This is a genomic window from Pseudomonas sp. Leaf434, from assembly GCF_001425545.1.
GTDB lineage: Bacteria > Pseudomonadota > Gammaproteobacteria > Pseudomonadales > Pseudomonadaceae > Aquipseudomonas > Aquipseudomonas siliginis.
In genome coordinates this window covers 142589-160619 of record NZ_LMQZ01000001.1, presented here as the reverse complement: position 1 = coordinate 160619, position 18031 = coordinate 142589, and the positions used below count along the sequence as shown (strand labels likewise).

At 61.7% G+C, this 18031-nt stretch carries 15 protein-coding genes; 6 read left to right on the top strand and 9 right to left on the bottom strand.

Annotated elements, in window-relative coordinates:
• Nucleotides 1–35: 35 nt before the first annotated feature.
• From tldD to mreB, 8 genes are all read right to left on the bottom strand, one after another.
• A complete protein-coding gene (tldD, locus tag ASG55_RS00655; RefSeq protein ID WP_016771693.1) occupies nucleotides 36–1478 on the bottom strand; it encodes a metalloprotease TldD in 1443 nt (480 codons plus the stop codon).
• Nucleotides 1479–1482: 4 nt separating this feature from the next.
• Nucleotides 1483–2343 (bottom strand): carbon-nitrogen hydrolase family protein, encoded by an 861-nt coding sequence (locus ASG55_RS00650; RefSeq protein ID WP_056782936.1) that lies wholly within the window; start codon nucleotides 2341–2343, stop codon nucleotides 1483–1485.
• A gap of 128 nt (nucleotides 2344–2471) precedes the next feature.
• The gene (locus ASG55_RS00645) at nucleotides 2472–6275 is read right to left on the bottom strand and encodes a YhdP family protein (RefSeq protein WP_056782934.1); all 3804 of its coding nucleotides are present in this window, start codon (nucleotides 6273–6275) and stop codon (nucleotides 2472–2474) included.
• Nucleotides 6276–6350: 75 nt separating this feature from the next.
• Nucleotides 6351–7808 carry a ribonuclease G gene (gene rng, locus ASG55_RS00640; protein ID WP_016771696.1) on the bottom strand — a complete coding sequence of 486 codons (1458 nt, stop codon included), beginning with the start codon at nucleotides 7806–7808 and terminating at the stop codon, nucleotides 6351–6353.
• A 58-nt stretch (nucleotides 7809–7866) separates the two neighbouring features.
• Nucleotides 7867–8463 (bottom strand): Maf family protein, encoded by a 597-nt coding sequence (locus ASG55_RS00635; RefSeq protein ID WP_056782932.1) that lies wholly within the window; start codon nucleotides 8461–8463, stop codon nucleotides 7867–7869.
• Between the two features lie 37 nt (nucleotides 8464–8500).
• A complete protein-coding gene (gene mreD / locus ASG55_RS00630; RefSeq protein ID WP_056782930.1) occupies nucleotides 8501–8992 on the bottom strand; it encodes a rod shape-determining protein MreD in 492 nt (163 codons plus the stop codon).
• Complete coding sequence (gene mreC / locus ASG55_RS00625) at nucleotides 8992–10095, bottom strand: rod shape-determining protein MreC (protein ID WP_076565845.1); 1104 nt, start codon at nucleotides 10093–10095, stop codon at nucleotides 8992–8994. The genes mreD and mreC overlap by 1 nt, the downstream gene beginning before the upstream one ends.
• 140 nt (nucleotides 10096–10235) lie before the next feature.
• Nucleotides 10236–11273, bottom strand: coding sequence for a rod shape-determining protein MreB (mreB, locus tag ASG55_RS00620; protein WP_002555108.1), 1038 nt, complete (start codon nucleotides 11271–11273; stop codon nucleotides 10236–10238).
• 211 nt (nucleotides 11274–11484) lie between these two features.
• Between mreB and gatC the strand changes: the two genes are divergently transcribed.
• The 6 genes from gatC to ASG55_RS00590 all read left to right on the top strand — a co-directional run bounded on the left by gatC (nucleotide 11485) and on the right by ASG55_RS00590 (nucleotide 16771).
• Nucleotides 11485–11772: an Asp-tRNA(Asn)/Glu-tRNA(Gln) amidotransferase subunit GatC gene (gene gatC / locus ASG55_RS00615; protein ID WP_024011606.1), complete on the top strand. Its 288-nt coding sequence runs from the start codon at nucleotides 11485–11487 to the stop codon at nucleotides 11770–11772.
• A 16-nt stretch (nucleotides 11773–11788) separates the two neighbouring features.
• Nucleotides 11789–13240: an Asp-tRNA(Asn)/Glu-tRNA(Gln) amidotransferase subunit GatA gene (gene gatA, locus ASG55_RS00610; protein WP_056782927.1), complete on the top strand. Its 1452-nt coding sequence runs from the start codon at nucleotides 11789–11791 to the stop codon at nucleotides 13238–13240.
• A 10-nt stretch (nucleotides 13241–13250) separates the two neighbouring features.
• Complete coding sequence (gene gatB, locus ASG55_RS00605; protein WP_016771702.1) at nucleotides 13251–14696, top strand: Asp-tRNA(Asn)/Glu-tRNA(Gln) amidotransferase subunit GatB; 1446 nt, start codon at nucleotides 13251–13253, stop codon at nucleotides 14694–14696.
• 218 nt (nucleotides 14697–14914) lie between these two features.
• Nucleotides 14915–15286 (top strand): septal ring lytic transglycosylase RlpA family protein, encoded by a 372-nt coding sequence (locus ASG55_RS00600; protein ID WP_056782925.1) that lies wholly within the window; start codon nucleotides 14915–14917, stop codon nucleotides 15284–15286.
• A 97-nt stretch (nucleotides 15287–15383) separates the two neighbouring features.
• Entirely contained in the window at nucleotides 15384–16394 is a 1011-nt protein-coding gene (locus ASG55_RS00595) for a calcium/sodium antiporter (protein WP_056786733.1), read from the top strand.
• The gene (locus ASG55_RS00590; protein WP_024011602.1) at nucleotides 16391–16771 is read left to right on the top strand and encodes a carboxymuconolactone decarboxylase family protein; all 381 of its coding nucleotides are present in this window, start codon (nucleotides 16391–16393) and stop codon (nucleotides 16769–16771) included. Before ASG55_RS00595 ends, ASG55_RS00590 begins: the two co-directional genes overlap by 4 nt.
• A 99-nt stretch (nucleotides 16772–16870) precedes the next feature.
• Here the strand turns inward: ASG55_RS00590 and ASG55_RS00585 are convergent, their stop codons facing one another.
• Entirely contained in the window at nucleotides 16871–17812 is a 942-nt protein-coding gene (locus tag ASG55_RS00585; protein ID WP_056782923.1) for an AEC family transporter, read from the bottom strand.
• Between the last annotated feature and the right edge of the window lie 219 nt (nucleotides 17813–18031).

Here is an 18031-nt window from a genome sequence, read left to right as displayed (position 1 = left end):
GCCGTCCTGCGCGCCACCCGAAAGCCCCGCCTCTCTTATGCGCCCGTGCCACCCACGGTAATCGCATCGATTTTCAGCGTTGGCTGGCCGACACCTACCGGCACCGACTGCCCATCCTTGCCGCACGTACCCACACCGCTGTCCAGCGCCAGATCGTTACCGACCATCGACACCCGGCTCATCGCCTCGGGACCGTTGCCGATCAATGTCGCGCCTTTGACCGGTGCGGTGATCTTGCCGTCCTCGATCAGATAAGCCTCGCTCGTCGAGAACACGAACTTGCCGCTGGTGATATCGACCTGACCGCCGCCGAGGTTGGCGCAGTAGATGCCCTTCTTCACCGAAGCGATGATTTCCGCCGGATCACTTTCGCCACCGAGCATGTAGGTGTTGGTCATGCGTGGCATCGGCAGATGCGCATAGGATTCGCGACGACCGTTACCGGTGCGCGCCACGCCCATCAGCCGCGCATTGAGCTTGTCTTGCATGTAGCCCTTGAGCACGCCGTTTTCGATCAGCGTGGTGCACTCGGTTGGTGTGCCTTCGTCATCGACGCTCAGCGAACCGCGACGACCGCTCAAGGTGCCGTCATCGACGATGGTGCAAAGCTTGGAGGCAACCATTTCGCCCATGCGCCCGCTATAGGCCGAGCTGCCCTTGCGGTTGAAATCGCCTTCCAGACCGTGACCGACCGCTTCGTGCAGCAGCACCCCGGACCAGCCGGAACCCAGCACCACCGGCAAGGTACCGGCCGGCGCTGGAATTGCTTCAAGGTTGACCAGTGCCTGGCGCAGCGCTTCGCGGGCATAACCCATGGCGCGGTCTTCGGCGAGGAAGTAGCGGTAATCGGTACGCCCGCCGCCGCCATGCCCGCCGCGTTCGCGCCGGCCGTTCTGCTCAACGATGACGCTGACATTGAAGCGCACCAGCGGTCGCACGTCGGCGGCCAGGCCACCGTCGGTGGAGGCCACCAGAATCCGCTCCCAGACCCCGGCCATGCTCACGCTGACCTGCTGAATCCGTGGATCGAGTGCGCGGGTGGCGACGTCGATGCGTTTGAGCAACTCGACTTTTTCCGCGCGGCTGAGCACTTCCAGCGGGTTATCCGGCGCGTACAGCTGCGCGACGTCCTGGCTGGTGAATGCCTGCACGGTGCCGTTCTGTCCGGCACGGGAGATCGAACGCGCGGCGCGGGCCGCTGCGCCGAGGGCCTCGAGGGTGATCGCGTTGCTGTAGGCAAAACCGGTCTTCTCACCGGACTGTGCACGCACGCCGACACCCTGATCGAGGTTGAAGCTGCCTTCCTTGACGATGCCGTCTTCCAACGCCCATGACTCGGAAATCTGGCCCTGGAAATACAGGTCGGCGGCATCGATGCCCGGTCCGGCCAGATCGCCGAGCACGCCTTGCAGGCTCTCGATCGTGACACCGCCGGGTGCCAACAGGTGATCACTGACTGAGGACAACAACTCGCTCATAGGTTTACGCCTTAAATTCGTGTTCTGAAGCAGGCCGCTGGGCGCCCTGCGAGAAAAACCGCCGATGACGCGTCACCGGCATGCGCGCCCGGATGGACGCTTGTTCATCGCTGTCGCGGGCGGCCAGCAACACCGCCTCGCCTTGATCCTGTTGGGCCAGTACGCGCCCCCACGGGTCGACAATCGCCGCATGCCCGAAGGTTTCACGCGGTCCGGGATGGCTGCCGCCCTGCGCGGCCGCCAGGATATAACACTGTGTTTCGATGGCCCGCGCGCGGATCAGTACATCCCAGTGCGCGGCGCCGGTCACGGCCGTAAACGCCGACGGTGCAGTAATCAATTCGGCACCGGCGGCACGCAATTCACTGTACAGCTCCGGGAAACGCAAGTCGTAACACACGCTCAGACCGACTCGCCCCACCGGCGTATCCGCCACCACTACATTACCGCCATAAGCATAGTCATCGGATTCACGGTACCGGCCGCGATTGTCGGCGACATCGACATCGAACAGATGCAGCTTGTCATAGCGCGCGACCACCTCGCCGTGCTCGTTGATCAGCAATGAGCAGGCATTGGCTTTGGCCGTGGGTTGACCCAACGGTGGCAACGGCAACGTGCCGGCGACTATCCATAAGGTGAGGTCGCGGGCGGTCTGTTTCAACCATGGCAGGATCGGCCCTTCGCCCAAGGCCTCGGCGCGGCCGATATCGGCGACGTCGCGACGGCCCATGGCGGCGAAGTTTTCCGGCAGCACCGCGAGTTTCGCCCCGCCGGCGGCGGCCTGTTCAAGCAGGCGCCGGGCCTGGGCCAGATTGGCCGGCACGTCGCTCTGGCTGACCATTTGAATCACCGCTAAAGACATGGCCGCTCCTCGGGATTTGCATATGACTGTGTAGGAGCTGCCGAAGGCTGCGATCTGTTGATTTTTTTTAAGAGCCAGATCAAAAGATCGCAGCCTTCGGCAGCTCCTACAGGGGTAGTGTCTGCTAGTTAAAAAGGCTTGTCGAAGGTGATTTTCGGCTCTTTCCATGGGCCTTTGACGGTGTACTTGACGCTGGCGAAGCGCGCGACGCGGTCGCCGATCAGCTTGTCGATGAGGAACAGCGCGCCGCCGACCGCCGGTGCGCCGACGAGCAGCGCGGCGATCGGCAGGTTGTTGGTCACCGGCAAGGTCACCAGCAATCTCGCATCGACCTTGTCACCGACCAGATCCAGCGTGCCGTCCAATTCCAGATTGCTCGAAGGCCCGGTCAGGCGAATCGGCTCACGTGTCACGTAGACACCATTGTTCGCCACCAGCAAACCTTTGACCCGGTCGTAGCTCAGGCCTTTGCCGAACAGGTCGGAGAAGTCCAGACGCAGGCGCCGGCCGATCGAGTTGAAGTTGAGCAGGCCGAACACCCGCAGCGCCTGAGCACCGCCTTCCACTTCAACGAACTGGCCTTTGTTCAGCGAGGCATCGAGGGTGCCGGAGAAGCGCTTGGTCGCCAGCCACGCCGGCGAGCCCGGCCAACGGCCGTCGACATCCATATGGAATTCTTCGCTGGTCACGCTCGGCGCGAAGCCCCAGCCTTTGAGCACGTCGGCCAGATTCTTGCCGCCAATGCGGCCCTTGTACCAACTGCTGGTCGCCCCCGGCGCGCCTTCCCAGCCGCCGTTGCCTTGCAGGAGGATGCCCTTGAGGCCCATGTCGAGGTTGTTCAGCGCGATGCCCTTGGCGGTCGGCCGCACTTTCAGCGACCAGCCACCCACCAGGTCGGGGCCGAGGAATAATTGGTTGAGGGTTATATCCAGCGCCGGGATTTTCGTCGGGTCGACCGACGCCAATGGATCCGGTGCATTCTCGTCAGCCTGCACCGCCGGGTCCGGCGCCGGCAGTTTCACGTATTGCAGATTCACCGCAATCGGCACGCCGTTGGCGTCCGGCAGGCTGGCGCTGCCCTTGGCCTGTTGGCTGTCGAGCGCCAGGTTCCACGCGCCTGGCTTGCGATTGATCTGCACCGAAGCCTGATCCAGCGTGGTGCCGAACGCGGTCAATTTGCCGACCTTGATGTCAGCACTGCTCAGCAGTTGCTTGGCGCTGCCGCCCGGATCCCCGCCAGCGTACTTGCTGGCCAGATCCTGCCACGGCGCGACGTCCAGTTCCGACAGCACCCCGCGAATGCGCAGGCCCTTGGCGCCCGGCAACACCGCTTCGCCAGCGCCGAGAAACAGTTCGCCACGGCCGTCGGCGAAATTGCTCGGCGGCGCAGCAAAAGTGAAATTGGCCAGTTGATCGTAATTGAACCAGTAACGCCGCTCCTGCCCTTGCAGGGTCATGCGAAACACTGTGTCGCGCCCGACATCGGCGGTCATGCCGAACGGCGCCGGCAGATCCACCGCCACGCCTTTGAGGCTGGAGCTGACCAGCAACTGGCTGTCGGCCCCGGAAAGATTCAGCTGCAACTGATACGGAATCGTCCCGGACACCGGCAACGGCTGGGTCACACCCAGCCAATCGGTGAGCTTTTTCACTTCGACCTGCCCCGACGCCGCAACCCGGGTCTTGATCTGGTTGGGGCTGCCATCAGCGAAGATCTGCGCAGTGACCGGTTTGTCGAAGGCCCGTGCAGAGATGTTCTGGCCGCTGAGGCCTTTATTGCTGTCGAAGCGGAAATCGCCCTTGAGCTGGCTCAGTTCCAGTTTCGGTTCGGCCAGTTTCAGCCGCGCATTGGCGGTCTTGAAATCGACGAGGATTTTCGGCTGTTCGCCCTTGGCCAGCGGAATATCCAGCTTGAGCTTGCCATTCAGATCACCCGCACCCTCCCAACCAGCAAAGGTCTCACCAGTGCCGATCGGCGCATCCTGAAGAATCTTCAAGCCGTCGCCGAGGCCACCGGCAAATGCGCCGTCCAGGAACAAATGCGAGTTCTGCCCGGCCGGTACATGAGGAATATTGACGAAGACATCGCTGACTTGGGTGTCGAGCAACTGGCCTTTGCTGGCCCAGATGCGCACGCCGCTGTCTTCGATGAACACATCGCCGCTGACTTTGCTCACATGCGGCCAGCCCGGCTGAAACGCCAGCTCGGCGTCGTGCACTTTGAAGAACAGGCTGATGCTGCGATCAGCCTCGCCAGCGTTCTTGCTCAGCGAGCCCTGATACTGGAAGAAGCCCTGGTCCACTGCGCCTTTGAGGATCGCTGTGCGCAGCCACTCATCAAGCGCCGGGCTCAACACCGCCGGCAGGTATTTCGCGGTGTAGCGACCGTCGCCATCAACCAGGCCGACGCGCAGGTCCATGTAGTCTTCCTGGCTATGGTCAAAGTGCAGGCGAATGAGGAAATCGCCGGCAATCTTGCCCTCCTCGCCCAATACCTTGAGGTATGGCGCAATCAGGGTGAAGCCATCCTTGTCGAGCTTCCAGGTCAACCGCGCATTGGCCTGCAGGTATTGCCATGGCTTGGCGAAAATCGGATCGAGGTGCAGGACGAAATCCTTGCTGTCGAGGCGCAACTCGCCGCCGTCGAGGTTGCCACTCAGGCTGCCACTGACATTGCGCGCCGCCGGAGCGCCGTGGTAGGCATCGAAACCGACATTATCGAGGTTGGCCGCAAAGCCGAATTTGTTGCCATCGGTGGCGGTCGGGCGGAAGTCCAGCAACACGTTACGCAGGCCGCCGGTTACCTTCAAACGCTCGACCACTGTGGCGAAGCTTTGCGGCAACGGCCCCAATGCATTGAGCAGCGGCGTGATCGGGGTCAGATCGAGGCGATCGGCCTGCAAATGCCAGAGCTCTTCAGCCTTGGCGCTGGCGCGAGTCTGCTGCACCTGCACATGGGATTCCCAGCGGGTTTCGCCGAAGCTCATCGCCAGTGAATCGAGGGTGACTTTCACCCCTTCGGCTGTGTTGCGGTAATAGGCGTTGAGCGCCAGATTGTTGATCTGGATCGGCTTGCGCTCGGCGTAGGCACCGGTCACTTGCGGCGCATTCAGGCGCAACGCGGCGCTTTGCAACGCGCCTTCGGCCCAATCGACCCAGAGTTCGCCGCCGGCCTTGATCTCGGAAAAATTCCATTGCTGGGTCAGGCGCTCGGGCAGCCATTTCGCCCAGTCGCTCTGCGGCAGACTGGCATAGCCCTCGATGGCGCTGTTCTGCCACTGATCAGGACGCAGCTGGCTGCGCAGGCTCAGCGCGACAGGCTGGCCATCGGGCAAGGTCAGACGCGCGTCGAGACGCTGGCGGCTGGCGCCGGTACGCAGATTGAGGCCGACATAGGTGAGCGTCATGGGCGGGTGATCGAGCGGTTGCAGAGTCACCTGGCTGTCGAGCACCGACAATTGTCTGATCATCTGCGAGCGCTGGAACAGTTGCGCCGCATCGAACGGCTGATCCTTCTGCACCGGCAGCCCTTCCAGCGCCCAGGTACCGTCTTCGGCTTCCTTGAGGCTGATCTTCAAACCGTTGAGTTCGATATGCGCGAGACGTACTTCGCGGGCCAACACGCTGCCCCACATATCCGGCACCACCCGTACGCGGTCGAGGCGCAGCGCGTTGGCGCCGTCGCCGACCATCACGTCATGGGCCAGCAGGATCGGCGCGAAACCGCTCCAGTTGCCTTCCAGCTCACCGATCTGCAAGGGCATGCCGAGGGCGGCGCTGGCCTTGTCTTCGATGTCGGCGCGGTATTCGGCCACCAGTGGCGTCAGCTCGCGGCCGAGGCTGACGTACAACGCCATCAACACCAGAACCAACGCGCACAGGCCCAGCCCCCAGCGGGTGAGTGCGGCCAGAATGCGTGTCAGACGCTCCATGTCAGTTGGCTCCCATGGCAAAAAAACTGCGAAAAGCTGAGGCCAGCCGCGTTGAATGAAGGGTGATGCAGGGTTTCAGAGCAGCACCACGTCATATTGTTCCTGGGAATACATGGTTTCCACCTGGAAGCGTATGGTGCGACCGATGAAGCCTTCAAGCTCGGCGACGTTACCGGACTCTTCATCAAGCAGACGATCGACCACCTTCTGGTTGGCCAGCACCCGGTAACCCTCGGCCTGATAAGCACGGGCCTCGCGGAGAATCTCGCGGAAGATCTCGTAACAGATGGTTTCGGCGGTCTTCAGTTTGCCGCGTCCCTGACAACTGCTGCACGGTTCGCACAGCACCTGCTCAAGGCTTTCGCGGGTACGCTTGCGGGTCATCTGCACCAGGCCCAACTCGGTGATGCCGATGATGTTGGTCTTGGCGTGGTCGCGCTCCAGCTGTTTTTCCAGAGTGCGCAGGACCTGACGCTGGTGCTCTTCATCTTCCATGTCGATGAAGTCGATGATGATGATCCCGCCGAGATTGCGCAGGCGCATCTGCCGGGCGATCGCCGTGGCCGCTTCGAGATTGGTCTTGAAAATGGTTTCTTCGAGGTTGCGATGACCGACGAACGCCCCGGTGTTGACGTCGATGGTGGTCATGGCTTCCGCCGGATCGATCACCAGATAGCCGCCAGACTTCAGCGGCACCTTGCGCTCCAGCGCGCGCTGGATTTCGTCTTCGACACCGTACAGATCGAAGATCGGTCGTTCACCCGGGTAGTGTTCCAGACGATCAGCGATTTCCGGCATCAGTTCGGCGACGAATTGCGTGGTTTTCTGGAAGGTTTCCCGCGAGTCGATGCGAATTTTCTCGATCTTCGGATTGACCAGGTCACGCAGGGTGCGCAGGGCCAGGCCGAGGTCTTCGTAGATCACGCTCGGCGCGGCGATGGTCTTGATCTGTTCATTGATCTGGTCCCAGAGGCGCCGCAGGTAGCGGATGTCCATGAGGATTTCATCAGCGCCGGCACCTTCAGCGGCTGTGCGCAGAATGAAGCCGCCGGCCTCCTTGATGCCTTCTTTGGCCACGCAATCACTGACCACCTGCTTGAGGCGCTCGCGTTCGGCTTCGTCTTCGATCTTCAGGGAAATGCCGACATGAGCGGTACGCGGCATGTACACCAGATAGCGCGAAGGAATCGACAGTTGTGTGGTCAGGCGTGCGCCTTTGGAGCCGATCGGGTCTTTGGTGACTTGCACCACCAGGCTCTGGCCTTCGTGCACCAGCGAACTGATGCTTTCCACCGCCGGGCCTTCACGCAGGGAGATTTCGGCGGCGTGAATGAAAGCCGCACGATCGAGGCCGATGTCAACAAATGCCGCCTGCATGCCCGGCAGGACACGAACGATCTTGCCTTTATAGATGTTGCCGACGATCCCGCGTTTCTGCGTGCGCTCGACGTGGACTTCTTGCAGCACACCGTTTTCGACCACCGCCACGCGCGACTCCATCGGCGTGATGTTGATCAGAATCTCTTCACTCATGGCAGGATCTCGTTCAGGCATGTTCACGATAGTGGCCGCATCTGGATTCGTACGACGCTCAGGGCGTGTTCAGGTTTTGCCAACAGGGTATGCCGAAATGGCCCAACACCTCGCAGGTTTCGCACAACGGCAAGCCGACCACCGCCGAATAGCTGCCTTCGAGCCCGGCGACAAACACCGCACCCAGGCCCTGAATGCCATAGCCGCCGGCCTTGTCGCGCGGTTCGCCACTGGCCCAGTAGGCAGCGGCCTCATCGCGGCTGATGGTGCGGAAACGCACGCGACTGCGCACCACCCGCGACTCGCAGCGCTCACCTTCAAGCACGGCGATAGCGGTCAGCACTTCGTGTTCGTTGCCGGACAACATCATCAGCATGGCGCATGCGTCGGCTTCGTCCACCGGTTTGCCAAGTATTTTGCCGTCGAGCACCACTGCGGTGTCGGCGCCAAGCACGCAGAACGGCTGATCAGAGACGACCGAACGGCGACCGGCCTCGGCCTTGCCACGCGCAAGGCGTTCGACATAGGCCGAAGGGGATTCTTCAGGAAGCGGGGTTTCGTCGATGTCCGCGCTGATGGCGGAGAACTGCACGCCGATCTGCGTGAGCAATTCACGGCGACGCGGTGAGCCGGAGGCGAGGTAAAGCAGTTTCATCAAAACATCTCCCTGTTCAGTGCCCTGCTTCACCGGCTCAATAGATTCTGTAGCGTCGGCACATCCCGCGAAGGGCGAAGCTGACCCACGGCCAGAGCAAGGCACTGACCAGCGCCGGCAAGACCAGCGCCAGGGTTGGCTGACGGTTGCCGGTCAGAGCGCTGAGCCACAGTTGCGCCAACTGTGCGAGGCCGAAGATCACCAGGATCACCAGGCACTGCTGCCACATCGGGAACATGCGCAGACGCTGCTGCAACGACAACACGAGGAAAGTAATCAGGGTCAGGATCAGCGCGTTCTGCCCGAGCAGGTCGCCCTGCAGGACATCTTCGGCCAGTCCCAGACAGAAGGCGGTGACCATGCCGACCGTGTGCGGCATGTACAGCGCCCAGAAGGTCACGAGCAAGGCCAGCCACAGCGGGCGAAGGATTTCCATGAAGATCGGCAACGGTGACACGCTGAGCAGGATGCCGACGAAGAACGTCAACCAGATCATCCAGCTGTTTCCGGATTTTTTCGCGCCGACCATTATTCTCGTCCCCCGGTAGTCGCTGGCGGTTTTGCCGGTGGTTTGCTCGCGGCCGGCGGTTTGGCAGCGGCCGGAGCGGCAGCGGGCGGTTTGCTCGCGGCAGGCTTGGCAGGCGTGGTGGCAGGCGCCGCTGCTTCAGCGGCCGGCGCTGCGGTAGCGGTCGACGGCGTGGCAGGCATGATCAACGGTTTCGGCACGCTGGCCGGCAACATCGGGCCGCCGCCGTGGGCATCGAGCTGTTCCTGCGCCTGGGCCGCGTCATTGGCGCGTTCCTCGGCAGTGCGGCTGTCGCTGAACACCAGCAGCAGATAGCGGCTGCGGTTCAGGGCGGCAGTCGGCACGGCGCGGACAATGGCAAACGGTTGGCCGGAATCGTGGATGACTTCCTTGACCGTGGCCACCGGATAACCGGCCGGAAAACGCTGGCCAAGGCCGGAGCTGACCAGCAGATCGCCTTCCTTGATGTCCGCCGTGTCGGCGACATGACGCAATTCCAGGCGCTCAGGGTTGCCGGTGCCACTGGCAATCGCGCGCAGACCGTTACGATTCACCTGCACCGGAATGCTATGAGTGGTGTCGGTCAGCAGCAGGACCCGCGAGGTGTACGGCATCAACTCAACCACCTGGCCCATCAGCCCGCGTGCATCGAGCACCGGTTGGCCGAGCACGACGCCGTCGCGCTCACCTTTGTTGATGATGATGCGATGGGTGAAGGGGTTGGGGTCCATGCCGATCAGCTCGGCCACTTCGACCTTTTCATTGACCAGTGCGGAGGAGTTGAGCAACTCACGCAGCCGAACGTTCTGCTCGGTCAGGGCCGCGAGCTTTTGCATGCGCCCCTGCAACAGCAGGTTTTCGGTCTTGAGTTTTTCGTTTTCGGCGACGAGCTCGGTGCGGCTGCCGAACTGACTGGCGACCCCTTCCCACAAGCGGCCGGGCAGGTCAGTGATCCAGTAGGCATCCATGAGCACCAGCGACGCTTGCTTGCGCGCGGGCTTGAGCAGGTCGAAACGTGCATCGACCACCATCAGCGCGACCGCGAGCACGGCCAGCACCAACAGGCGCACGCCCAACGAAGGGCCTTTGGTGAAAAGCGGTTTAATAAGCCGCTCCTCCCAGGCAAATGTTCTGTTTATTCATACGGCATCAAACCGGCCTGGATGAAGACTGACAGAAGATAAACGCCAACAGGCAGCACTGCAAAGTGCTGCCTGTGCGCTCACCCACGTATTGCATTCGAAGCTTATTCGCTCGAAAGCAGATCCATGGTGTGCTTATCCATCATTTCCAGCGCACGGCCACCGCCGCGAGCAACGCAAGTCAGCGGATCTTCGGCAACGATCACCGGCAGACCGGTTTCCTGGGCCAGCAACTTGTCGAGGTCACGCAGCAGCGCGCCACCACCGGTCAGCACCAGGCCACGCTCGGCGATGTCGGAAGCCAGTTCCGGCGGCGATTGCTCCAGCGCGCTTTTCACCGCCTGAACGATGGTTGCCAGCGACTCTTGCAGAGCCTCGAGCACTTCGTTCGAGTTCAGGGTGAATGCGCGTGGAACGCCTTCGGCCAGGTTGCGACCGCGAACATCGACTTCGCGTACTTCGCCGCCCGGGTAGGCCGTACCGATTTCCTGCTTGATGCGCTCGGCGGTGGATTCACCGATCAGGCTGCCGTAGTTACGGCGCACGTAGGTGATGATCGCTTCGTCGAAACGGTCGCCGCCGACACGTACGGATTCGGCGTAAACCACACCGTTAAGGGAGATCAGGGCGATCTCGGTGGTACCACCACCGATGTCCACGACCATCGAACCGCGTGCTTCTTCAACCGGCAGACCGGCACCGATCGCAGCAGCCATCGGCTCTTCGATCAGGAACACTTCACGGGCACCGGCGCCAAGGGCCGATTCACGGATGGCGCGACGCTCAACCTGGGTGGACTTGCATGGAACGCAGATCAGCACACGAGGGCTGGGCTGCAGGAAACTGTTTTCGTGAACCTTGTTGATAAAGTACTGCAGCATCTTTTCGCAGACGCTGAAGTCGGCGATCACGCCATCCTTCATCGGACGAATGGCAGCAATGTTGCCCGGCGTACGGCCGAGCATGCGCTTGGCCTCGGTGCCGACAGCAACGACACTTTTCTGGTTACCGTGTGTCCGAATGGCCACAACCGATGGCTCATTCAGGACGATACCGCGCTCGCGCACGTAAATAAGGGTGTTGGCAGTGCCCAGGTCAATGGAAAGATCGCTGGAAAACATGCCACGCAGTTTCTTGAACATGGGAAAGGGACCCTAGGCAACGCGTGGGTAAAAAAGTGCGGCAAACTCTAACAACGACAGGGATTTTGGGCAAGGCGCCAATATGTTAAATTGGCCGCTTTTCTGTGCACCAAGCCCCACAATCGCGGCCTTATGACCGTAGAAGTGCGGTAGTGTTCCGACAATCTAACACACGGACGCCGTCCGTTCTGTTTTCCACTGGAGAATCCCGATGGCGCTAGAACGCTCCGACGTGGAAAAAATCGCGCATCTGGCCTGCCTTGGCCTCAACGATGCCGATCTTCCGCACATTACTTCCGCCCTCAACAGCATTCTCGGGCTGGTCGACGAAATGCAGGCCGTTGATACCGACGGTATCGAGCCGCTGGCCCACCCCCTGGAAGCCAGTCAGCGCCTGCGCGCCGACGTGGTGACCGAGACGAATAATCGCGAGGCCTACCAGTCCATCGCACCAGCGGTCGAAAACGGCCTGTATCTGGTTCCGAAAGTCATCGACTAAAGGGAAAGAGCCTGCAATGCATCAAATGACTCTGGCCGAGATCGCCCGCGGTCTCGCCGATAAAAAGTTTTCCTCCGAAGAGCTGACCAAAGTCCTGCTGGCGCGTATTACCCAGCTCGATCCGCAGCTCAACAGTTTCATCAGCCTCACCGAGGATCTGGCCATCGAGCAGGCGAAAGCCGCCGATGCACGCCGGGCCAACGGTGAGAGCGGCGCCCTGCTCGGCGCGCCGATCGCCCACAAGGACCTGTTCTGCACCCTGGGCATCCGCACCAGCTGCGGCTCGAAGATGCTCGACAACTTCAAAGCCCCGTATGACGCCACTGTCGTTGCGAAACTGGCCGCTGCCGGCGCCGTGACCCTGGGCAAGACCAACATGGACGAATTCGCCATGGGTTCGGCCAACGAGTCGAGCTGGTACGGCGCGGTGAAAAACCCGTGGAACCTGGAACACGTGCCGGGCGGTTCGTCCGGTGGTTCGGCCGCCGCCGTGGCCGCTCGCCTGCTGCCTGCCGCCACCGCCACCGACACCGGCGGTTCGATCCGCCAGCCGGCAGCATTCACCAACCTCACCGGTTTGAAGCCGACCTACGGTCGCGTTTCGCGCTGGGGCATGATTGCCTACGCGTCCAGCCTTGATCAGGGCGGTCCGTTGGCGCGCACGGCCGAAGATTGCGCGATTCTGCTGCAAGGCATGGCCGGCTTCGACCCGAACGACTCCACCAGCATCGATGAGCCGGTGCCGGATTACTCCGCCGGCCTGGGCGAGTCGCTGCAAGGCCTTCGCATCGGCGTGCCGAAGGAATACTTCAGCGCCGGTCTCGACCCGCGCATTGCCGAGCTGATCCAGAACAGCATCCAGCAGTTGCAGAAGCTCGGTGCGGTGATCAAGGAAATCAGCCTGCCGAACATGCAGCACGCCATTCCTGCGTACTACGTGATCGCCCCGGCAGAAGCGTCTTCCAACCTGTCGCGTTTCGACGGCGTGCGTTTCGGCCACCGCTGCGAAAACCCGGAAAACCTCATCGACCTGTACAAGCGCTCCCGTGGCGAAGGCTTCGGCGCGGAAGTACAGCGCCGGATCATGGTCGGTGCCTACGCGCTGTCCGCCGGTTACTACGACGCCTACTACCTGAAAGCGCAGAAGATCCGCCGTCTGGTGAAGAACGATTTCATGGCTGCGTTCAATGAAGTCGACATCATCCTCGGCCCGACCACGCCGAACCCGGCCTGGAAGCTTGGCGCCAAGAACAGCGACCCGGTCGCTGCCTATCTGGAAGACGTCTACACCATCACCGCCAACCTCGCTGGCCTGCCGGGCCTGTCGATGCCGGCCGGTTTTGTCGACGGTCTGCCGGTGGGCGTGCAGTTGCTCGCGCCGTACTTCCAGGAGGGCCGCCTGTTGAACGTTGCCCACCAGTATCAGCTCAACACTGACTGGCACACCCGCACCCCAACCGGCTTCTGAGGAGACACACATGCAATGGGAAGTCGTGATCGGGCTGGAGATTCACACTCAGCTCACCACCCGGTCGAAAATCTTTTCCGGTAGTTCCACCACATTCGGTTCCGAGCCGAACACCCAGGCCAGCCTGATCGACCTGGGCATGCCCGGCGTGCTGCCGGTGCTCAACCAGGAAGCGGTGCGCATGGCGGTGATGTTCGGTCTGGCAATTGACGCCGAGATCGGCCAGCACAACGTGTTCGCCCGGAAAAACTATTTCTACCCGGATCTGCCCAAGGGCTATCAGATCAGCCAGATGGAATTGCCGATCGTTGGCAAAGGGCACCTGGACATCGCCCTGGAAGACGGCACGGTCAAACGCGTCGGCATCACCCGCGCGCACCTGGAAGAAGATGCCGGCAAGAGCCTGCACGAAGAATTCAACGGTGCCACCGGCATCGACCTGAACCGTGCCGGCACACCGCTGCTGGAAATCGTTTCCGAGCCGGACATGCGCAGCGCCAAGGAAGCCGTGGCTTACGTCAAGGCGATCCACGCACTGGTGCGTTACCTGGGCATCTGCGACGGCAACATGGCCGAAGGCTCGCTGCGTTGCGACTGCAACGTCTCGGTACGGCCGAAAGGCCAGGTCGAGTTCGGCACTCGCTGCGAGATCAAGAACGTCAACTCGTTCCGTTTCATCGAGAAGGCAATCAACTCCGAGATCCAGCGCCAGATCGAACTGATCGAGGACGGCGGCAAAGTGATCCAGCAGACCCGCCTGTACGATCCGAACAAGGACGAGACCCGTCCGATGCGTTCGAAAGAGGAAGCCAACGACTACCGTTACTTCCCTGATCCGGACCTGCTGCCGGTGGTCATCGAAGAGTCGTTCCTCGGTGAAGTGCGTGCCACCCTGCCGGAACTGCCACCGCAAAAGCGCGAGCGCTTCCAGAGCCAGTTCGGTCTGTCGGCTTACGACGCCAACGTGCTGGCCACCAGCCGTGAACAGGCGGATTACTTCGAGAAAGTCGCAGCCATCGGTGGCGACGCGAAACTGGCGGCGAACTGGGTGATGGTCGAGTTGGGCAGCCTGCTCAACAAGCAGGGCCTGGACATCGAAGACTCGCCAGTCTCCGCCGAGCAACTGGGCGGCATGCTGCAGCGCATCAAGGACAACACTATCTCCGGCAAGATCGCCAAGGTGGTGTTCGAAGCGATGGCCAATGGTGAAGGCAGTGCTGACGAGATCATCGAGAAGCGCGGCCTCAAGCAAGTCACCGACACCGGCGCGATCTCGGCCGTGCTCGACGAAATGCTCGCGGCCAACGCCGAACAGGTCGAACAGTACCGCGCGGCAGACGAAGCCAAACGCGGCAAGATGTTCGGCTTCTTCGTCGGCCAGGCCATGAAAGCCTCGAAAGGCAAGGCCAACCCGCAGCAGGTGAACGAACTGCTGAAAAGCAAGCTCGAAGGCTGACCACCAATGGAGCCAGATCCAAAGCCTGGCTCCATCCCCTGTGGAAGGGACCTGTGGCGAGGGGATTTATCCCCGTTGGGCCGCGAAGCGGCCCCAATTGCTGAGCTTGATTTGCACCAGATAAACCGAGTTCTCAGTTTTGGGACTGCTGCGCAGTCCAACGGGGATAAATCCCCTCGCCACAGGTCACTCCTACATTTGATCCGGGATACCTTTGAATGAAGCGTCTGTTGCTGAGCAGCGCCCTGCTCTCTCTGCTGGCCGGTTGCGCCAGTACCGACACCATCGACCCGCACGGTTACGACCAGACCGGCGTCGCCTCCTATTACGGAGCCAGGCATCACGGTAAACGCACCGCCAGCGGCGAAGCGTTCAACCAGCATTCCCTGACTGCCGCCCACCGCCAGTTGCCGTTCGGCACGCGGGTGAAGGTCACCAATCTGAAAAACGATGAATCAGTCGTGGTCCGCATCAATGACCGTGGCCCGCACACCCGTGGCCGACTGATCGATCTGTCACGCGAGGCCGCCGATGAAATCGGCATGCTGCGCAGCGGCACCGCACGGGTTCGCGTGCAGGCCCTGGACTGATGGAGCGCCGACCATTTTCGGACTAGCCGATCTGCCGCTGATCAACGTCATCGAACTGCTCAGCGGCCTGTGTCTTTTGCTCATCGGCGCCGAGCTGATGGTGCGCGCCGCCGTGCGTCTGGCCGAGCGCCTGCATGTGCGTCCGTTGATCATCGGCCTGACCATCGTCGCCCTCGGCAGCAGCGCGCCGCAGATGACCGTGAGCCTGCAAGCGGCGTTGACCGACAACCCGGACATCGCCGTCGGCAGCGTGGTCGGCAGCGGCATCTTCAATATCCTCGTAACCCTTGGCCTGTCGGCACTGATCATTCCGCTGCGCGTGTCGCGGCAACTGGTGCGCTTGGATATCCCGCTGATGATCGGCGCCAGCCTGCTGGTATTCATCCTCGCCTGGAATAAAGACCTCGGGCGTCTCGACGGCGTCCTGCTGCTCGGGGCGTTGGCGCTGTACCTTGGCTTGTTGTTCCGCCAGTCGCGACACTCGACGCGACCTCATACAGTACGACCAACCGAGACGCAGCAATCCTGGCTGATCAGTGTGCTGATGATTCTCGCTGGCCTGGCCATGCTGGTGTTCGCCGGCCGTCTGCTGCTCGGCGCCGCCGTGGTCGTGGCCACCGACTTGGGCCTGTCCGAACGGGTCATCGGCCTGACCGTGGTCGCGGTCGGCACTTCGCTGCCGGAGCTGGCGACTTCGCTGATCGCTGCGTTGCGCGGGCAGCGCGACATAGCCGTGGGCAACGTGATCGGCGCCAATCTGTTCAACCTGCTCGGGGTACTCGGGCTGACCGCGCTGCTCGCACCGACGCCGCTTTCCGTCTCCCCCAACGCGCTGGATTTTGACTTGCCAGTGATGCTCGGCGTCGCTGCGCTGTGTCTGCCAGTGTTTTACTCGGGCTACCGCGTGACTCGAGCCGAAGGCTTGCTGCTGCTCGGTTTGTATCTGGTCTACGGGCTGCATGTGGTGTCGTTCACCACCGGCATGCCGCTGGCCGGCAAACTCGAGCGCTTGATGCTGTTTTATGTCCTGCCGGCGCTGCTGACGTTTCTGCTGTTCACGTCGATCCGCGCCTGGCGTCGCCAACACCACAAGAGAGATGTGCCATGAGCGAGTCGAAGCAGTCCGGGGTTGAAATCCGTCGTCAGGTCATGGGCGATGCGTTCGTTGATCGCGCCTTGGGCAACGCCACCGAGTTCACCCAGCCGTTGCAGGATTTCGTCAATGAACACGCCTGGGGTGGCGTGTGGAATCGTGAGGGGCTGCCGCTGAAAACCCGCAGCCTGATTACCCTCGCCGCGCTGACCGCGTTGAAGTGTCCGCAAGAGTTGAAGGGCCACGTGCGCGGTGCGCTGAACAACGGCTGCACGGTGGAAGAGATTCGCGAAGCGCTGCTGCATTGCGCGGTGTATGCCGGCGTACCGGCGGCGATCGATGCGTTTCGCGCGGCGCAGGAAGTGATCGACAGCTATCAGAAACCGCAGTGACCGCCTTCGCGAGCAGGCTCGCTCCCACAGTTGGAATGCGTTTCCCTGTGGGAGCGAGCCTGCTCGCGAAGAGGCCCTGACAGACACTGCAAATCCTTGTCAGATCCACCCACCCCACTGCAACACAAAGATCCCGACGTTGGTGGTAATCGCCGCCATCAAAGTGGTCATCACGATAATCGCCGCTGCCAGCTCATGATTGCCCTGCGCCGCCCGGGCCATGACGAAACTTGCCGCCGCCGTCGGGCTGCCAAAGTAGAGAAACAGAATCCCCAATTCCGCCCCGCGAAAGCCCCACAGCCATGCCCCCAGTGTCGCCAGCACCGGCAGACCGATCATCTTCACCAGGCTGGAACTGAGCGCCATGTTGCCGCTCTTGCGCAGCGCCGCCAGTGACAGCGTGCCACCGATACAGATCAGCGCCAGTGGCAAAGTGGTCTGCGCCAGATACTGGCCGGAGGTCTCCAGCCAGCCCGGCAGTCCGATCTTGAAATAGGCAAACGGCGCTGCCGAAATCACGCTGATGATCAGCGGGTTGCTGAACACGCTTTTGCAGATGCTCCACGGATCGGACTTGATCACCGGGCTGTACACCGCCAGCACAATGGTCGACAGGGTGTTGTAGAACAGGATCACCAGCGCCGCCAGAATCGCCCCGAGGGAAATGCCGTAATCGCCGTACATGCTCGCGGCGAGTGCAAGACCGATCACGCCGTTGTTGCCGCGAAACGCACCCTGGGTGTAGATGCCGCGATCTTCGCGCGGACACCTGAAAATCGCCCAGCCCCAAGCCACAGCGAAACTCACCAGGGTGGCGAGGGAAAAGTAGATGAGTAGCGAAGGTTGCAGTGCGGCGTGCAGGTCAGCGTGGAGAATGCCGAGAAACAGCAGCGCCGGCATGGTCACGTTGAACACCAGCGACGAGGCGGTGTGGATGAAGTTGTCGTTGATCCAGTCGATGCGCTTGAGCAGCACACCGAGAAACAGCATGGCAAACACCGGCGCGGTGATGTTCAGGGTTTCAAGAAAGATTGCCAGCATGCCGGGGAGCCTTGGGTGAGCTTAGTCAGGGGGGCAATGATAAAGCAAAAGCCCCTCACCCTAGCCCTCTCCCAAAGGGAGAGGGAACCGATCGGGGGATATTTAAACAATCCACCGACCTGAAATGACATCGTCGAATCCATAATCGACCCGATTTGTCAGGTCGATGTATAGCGCCAAACAACTCGGTCGGCCCCCTCTCCCTCCGGGAGAGGGCTG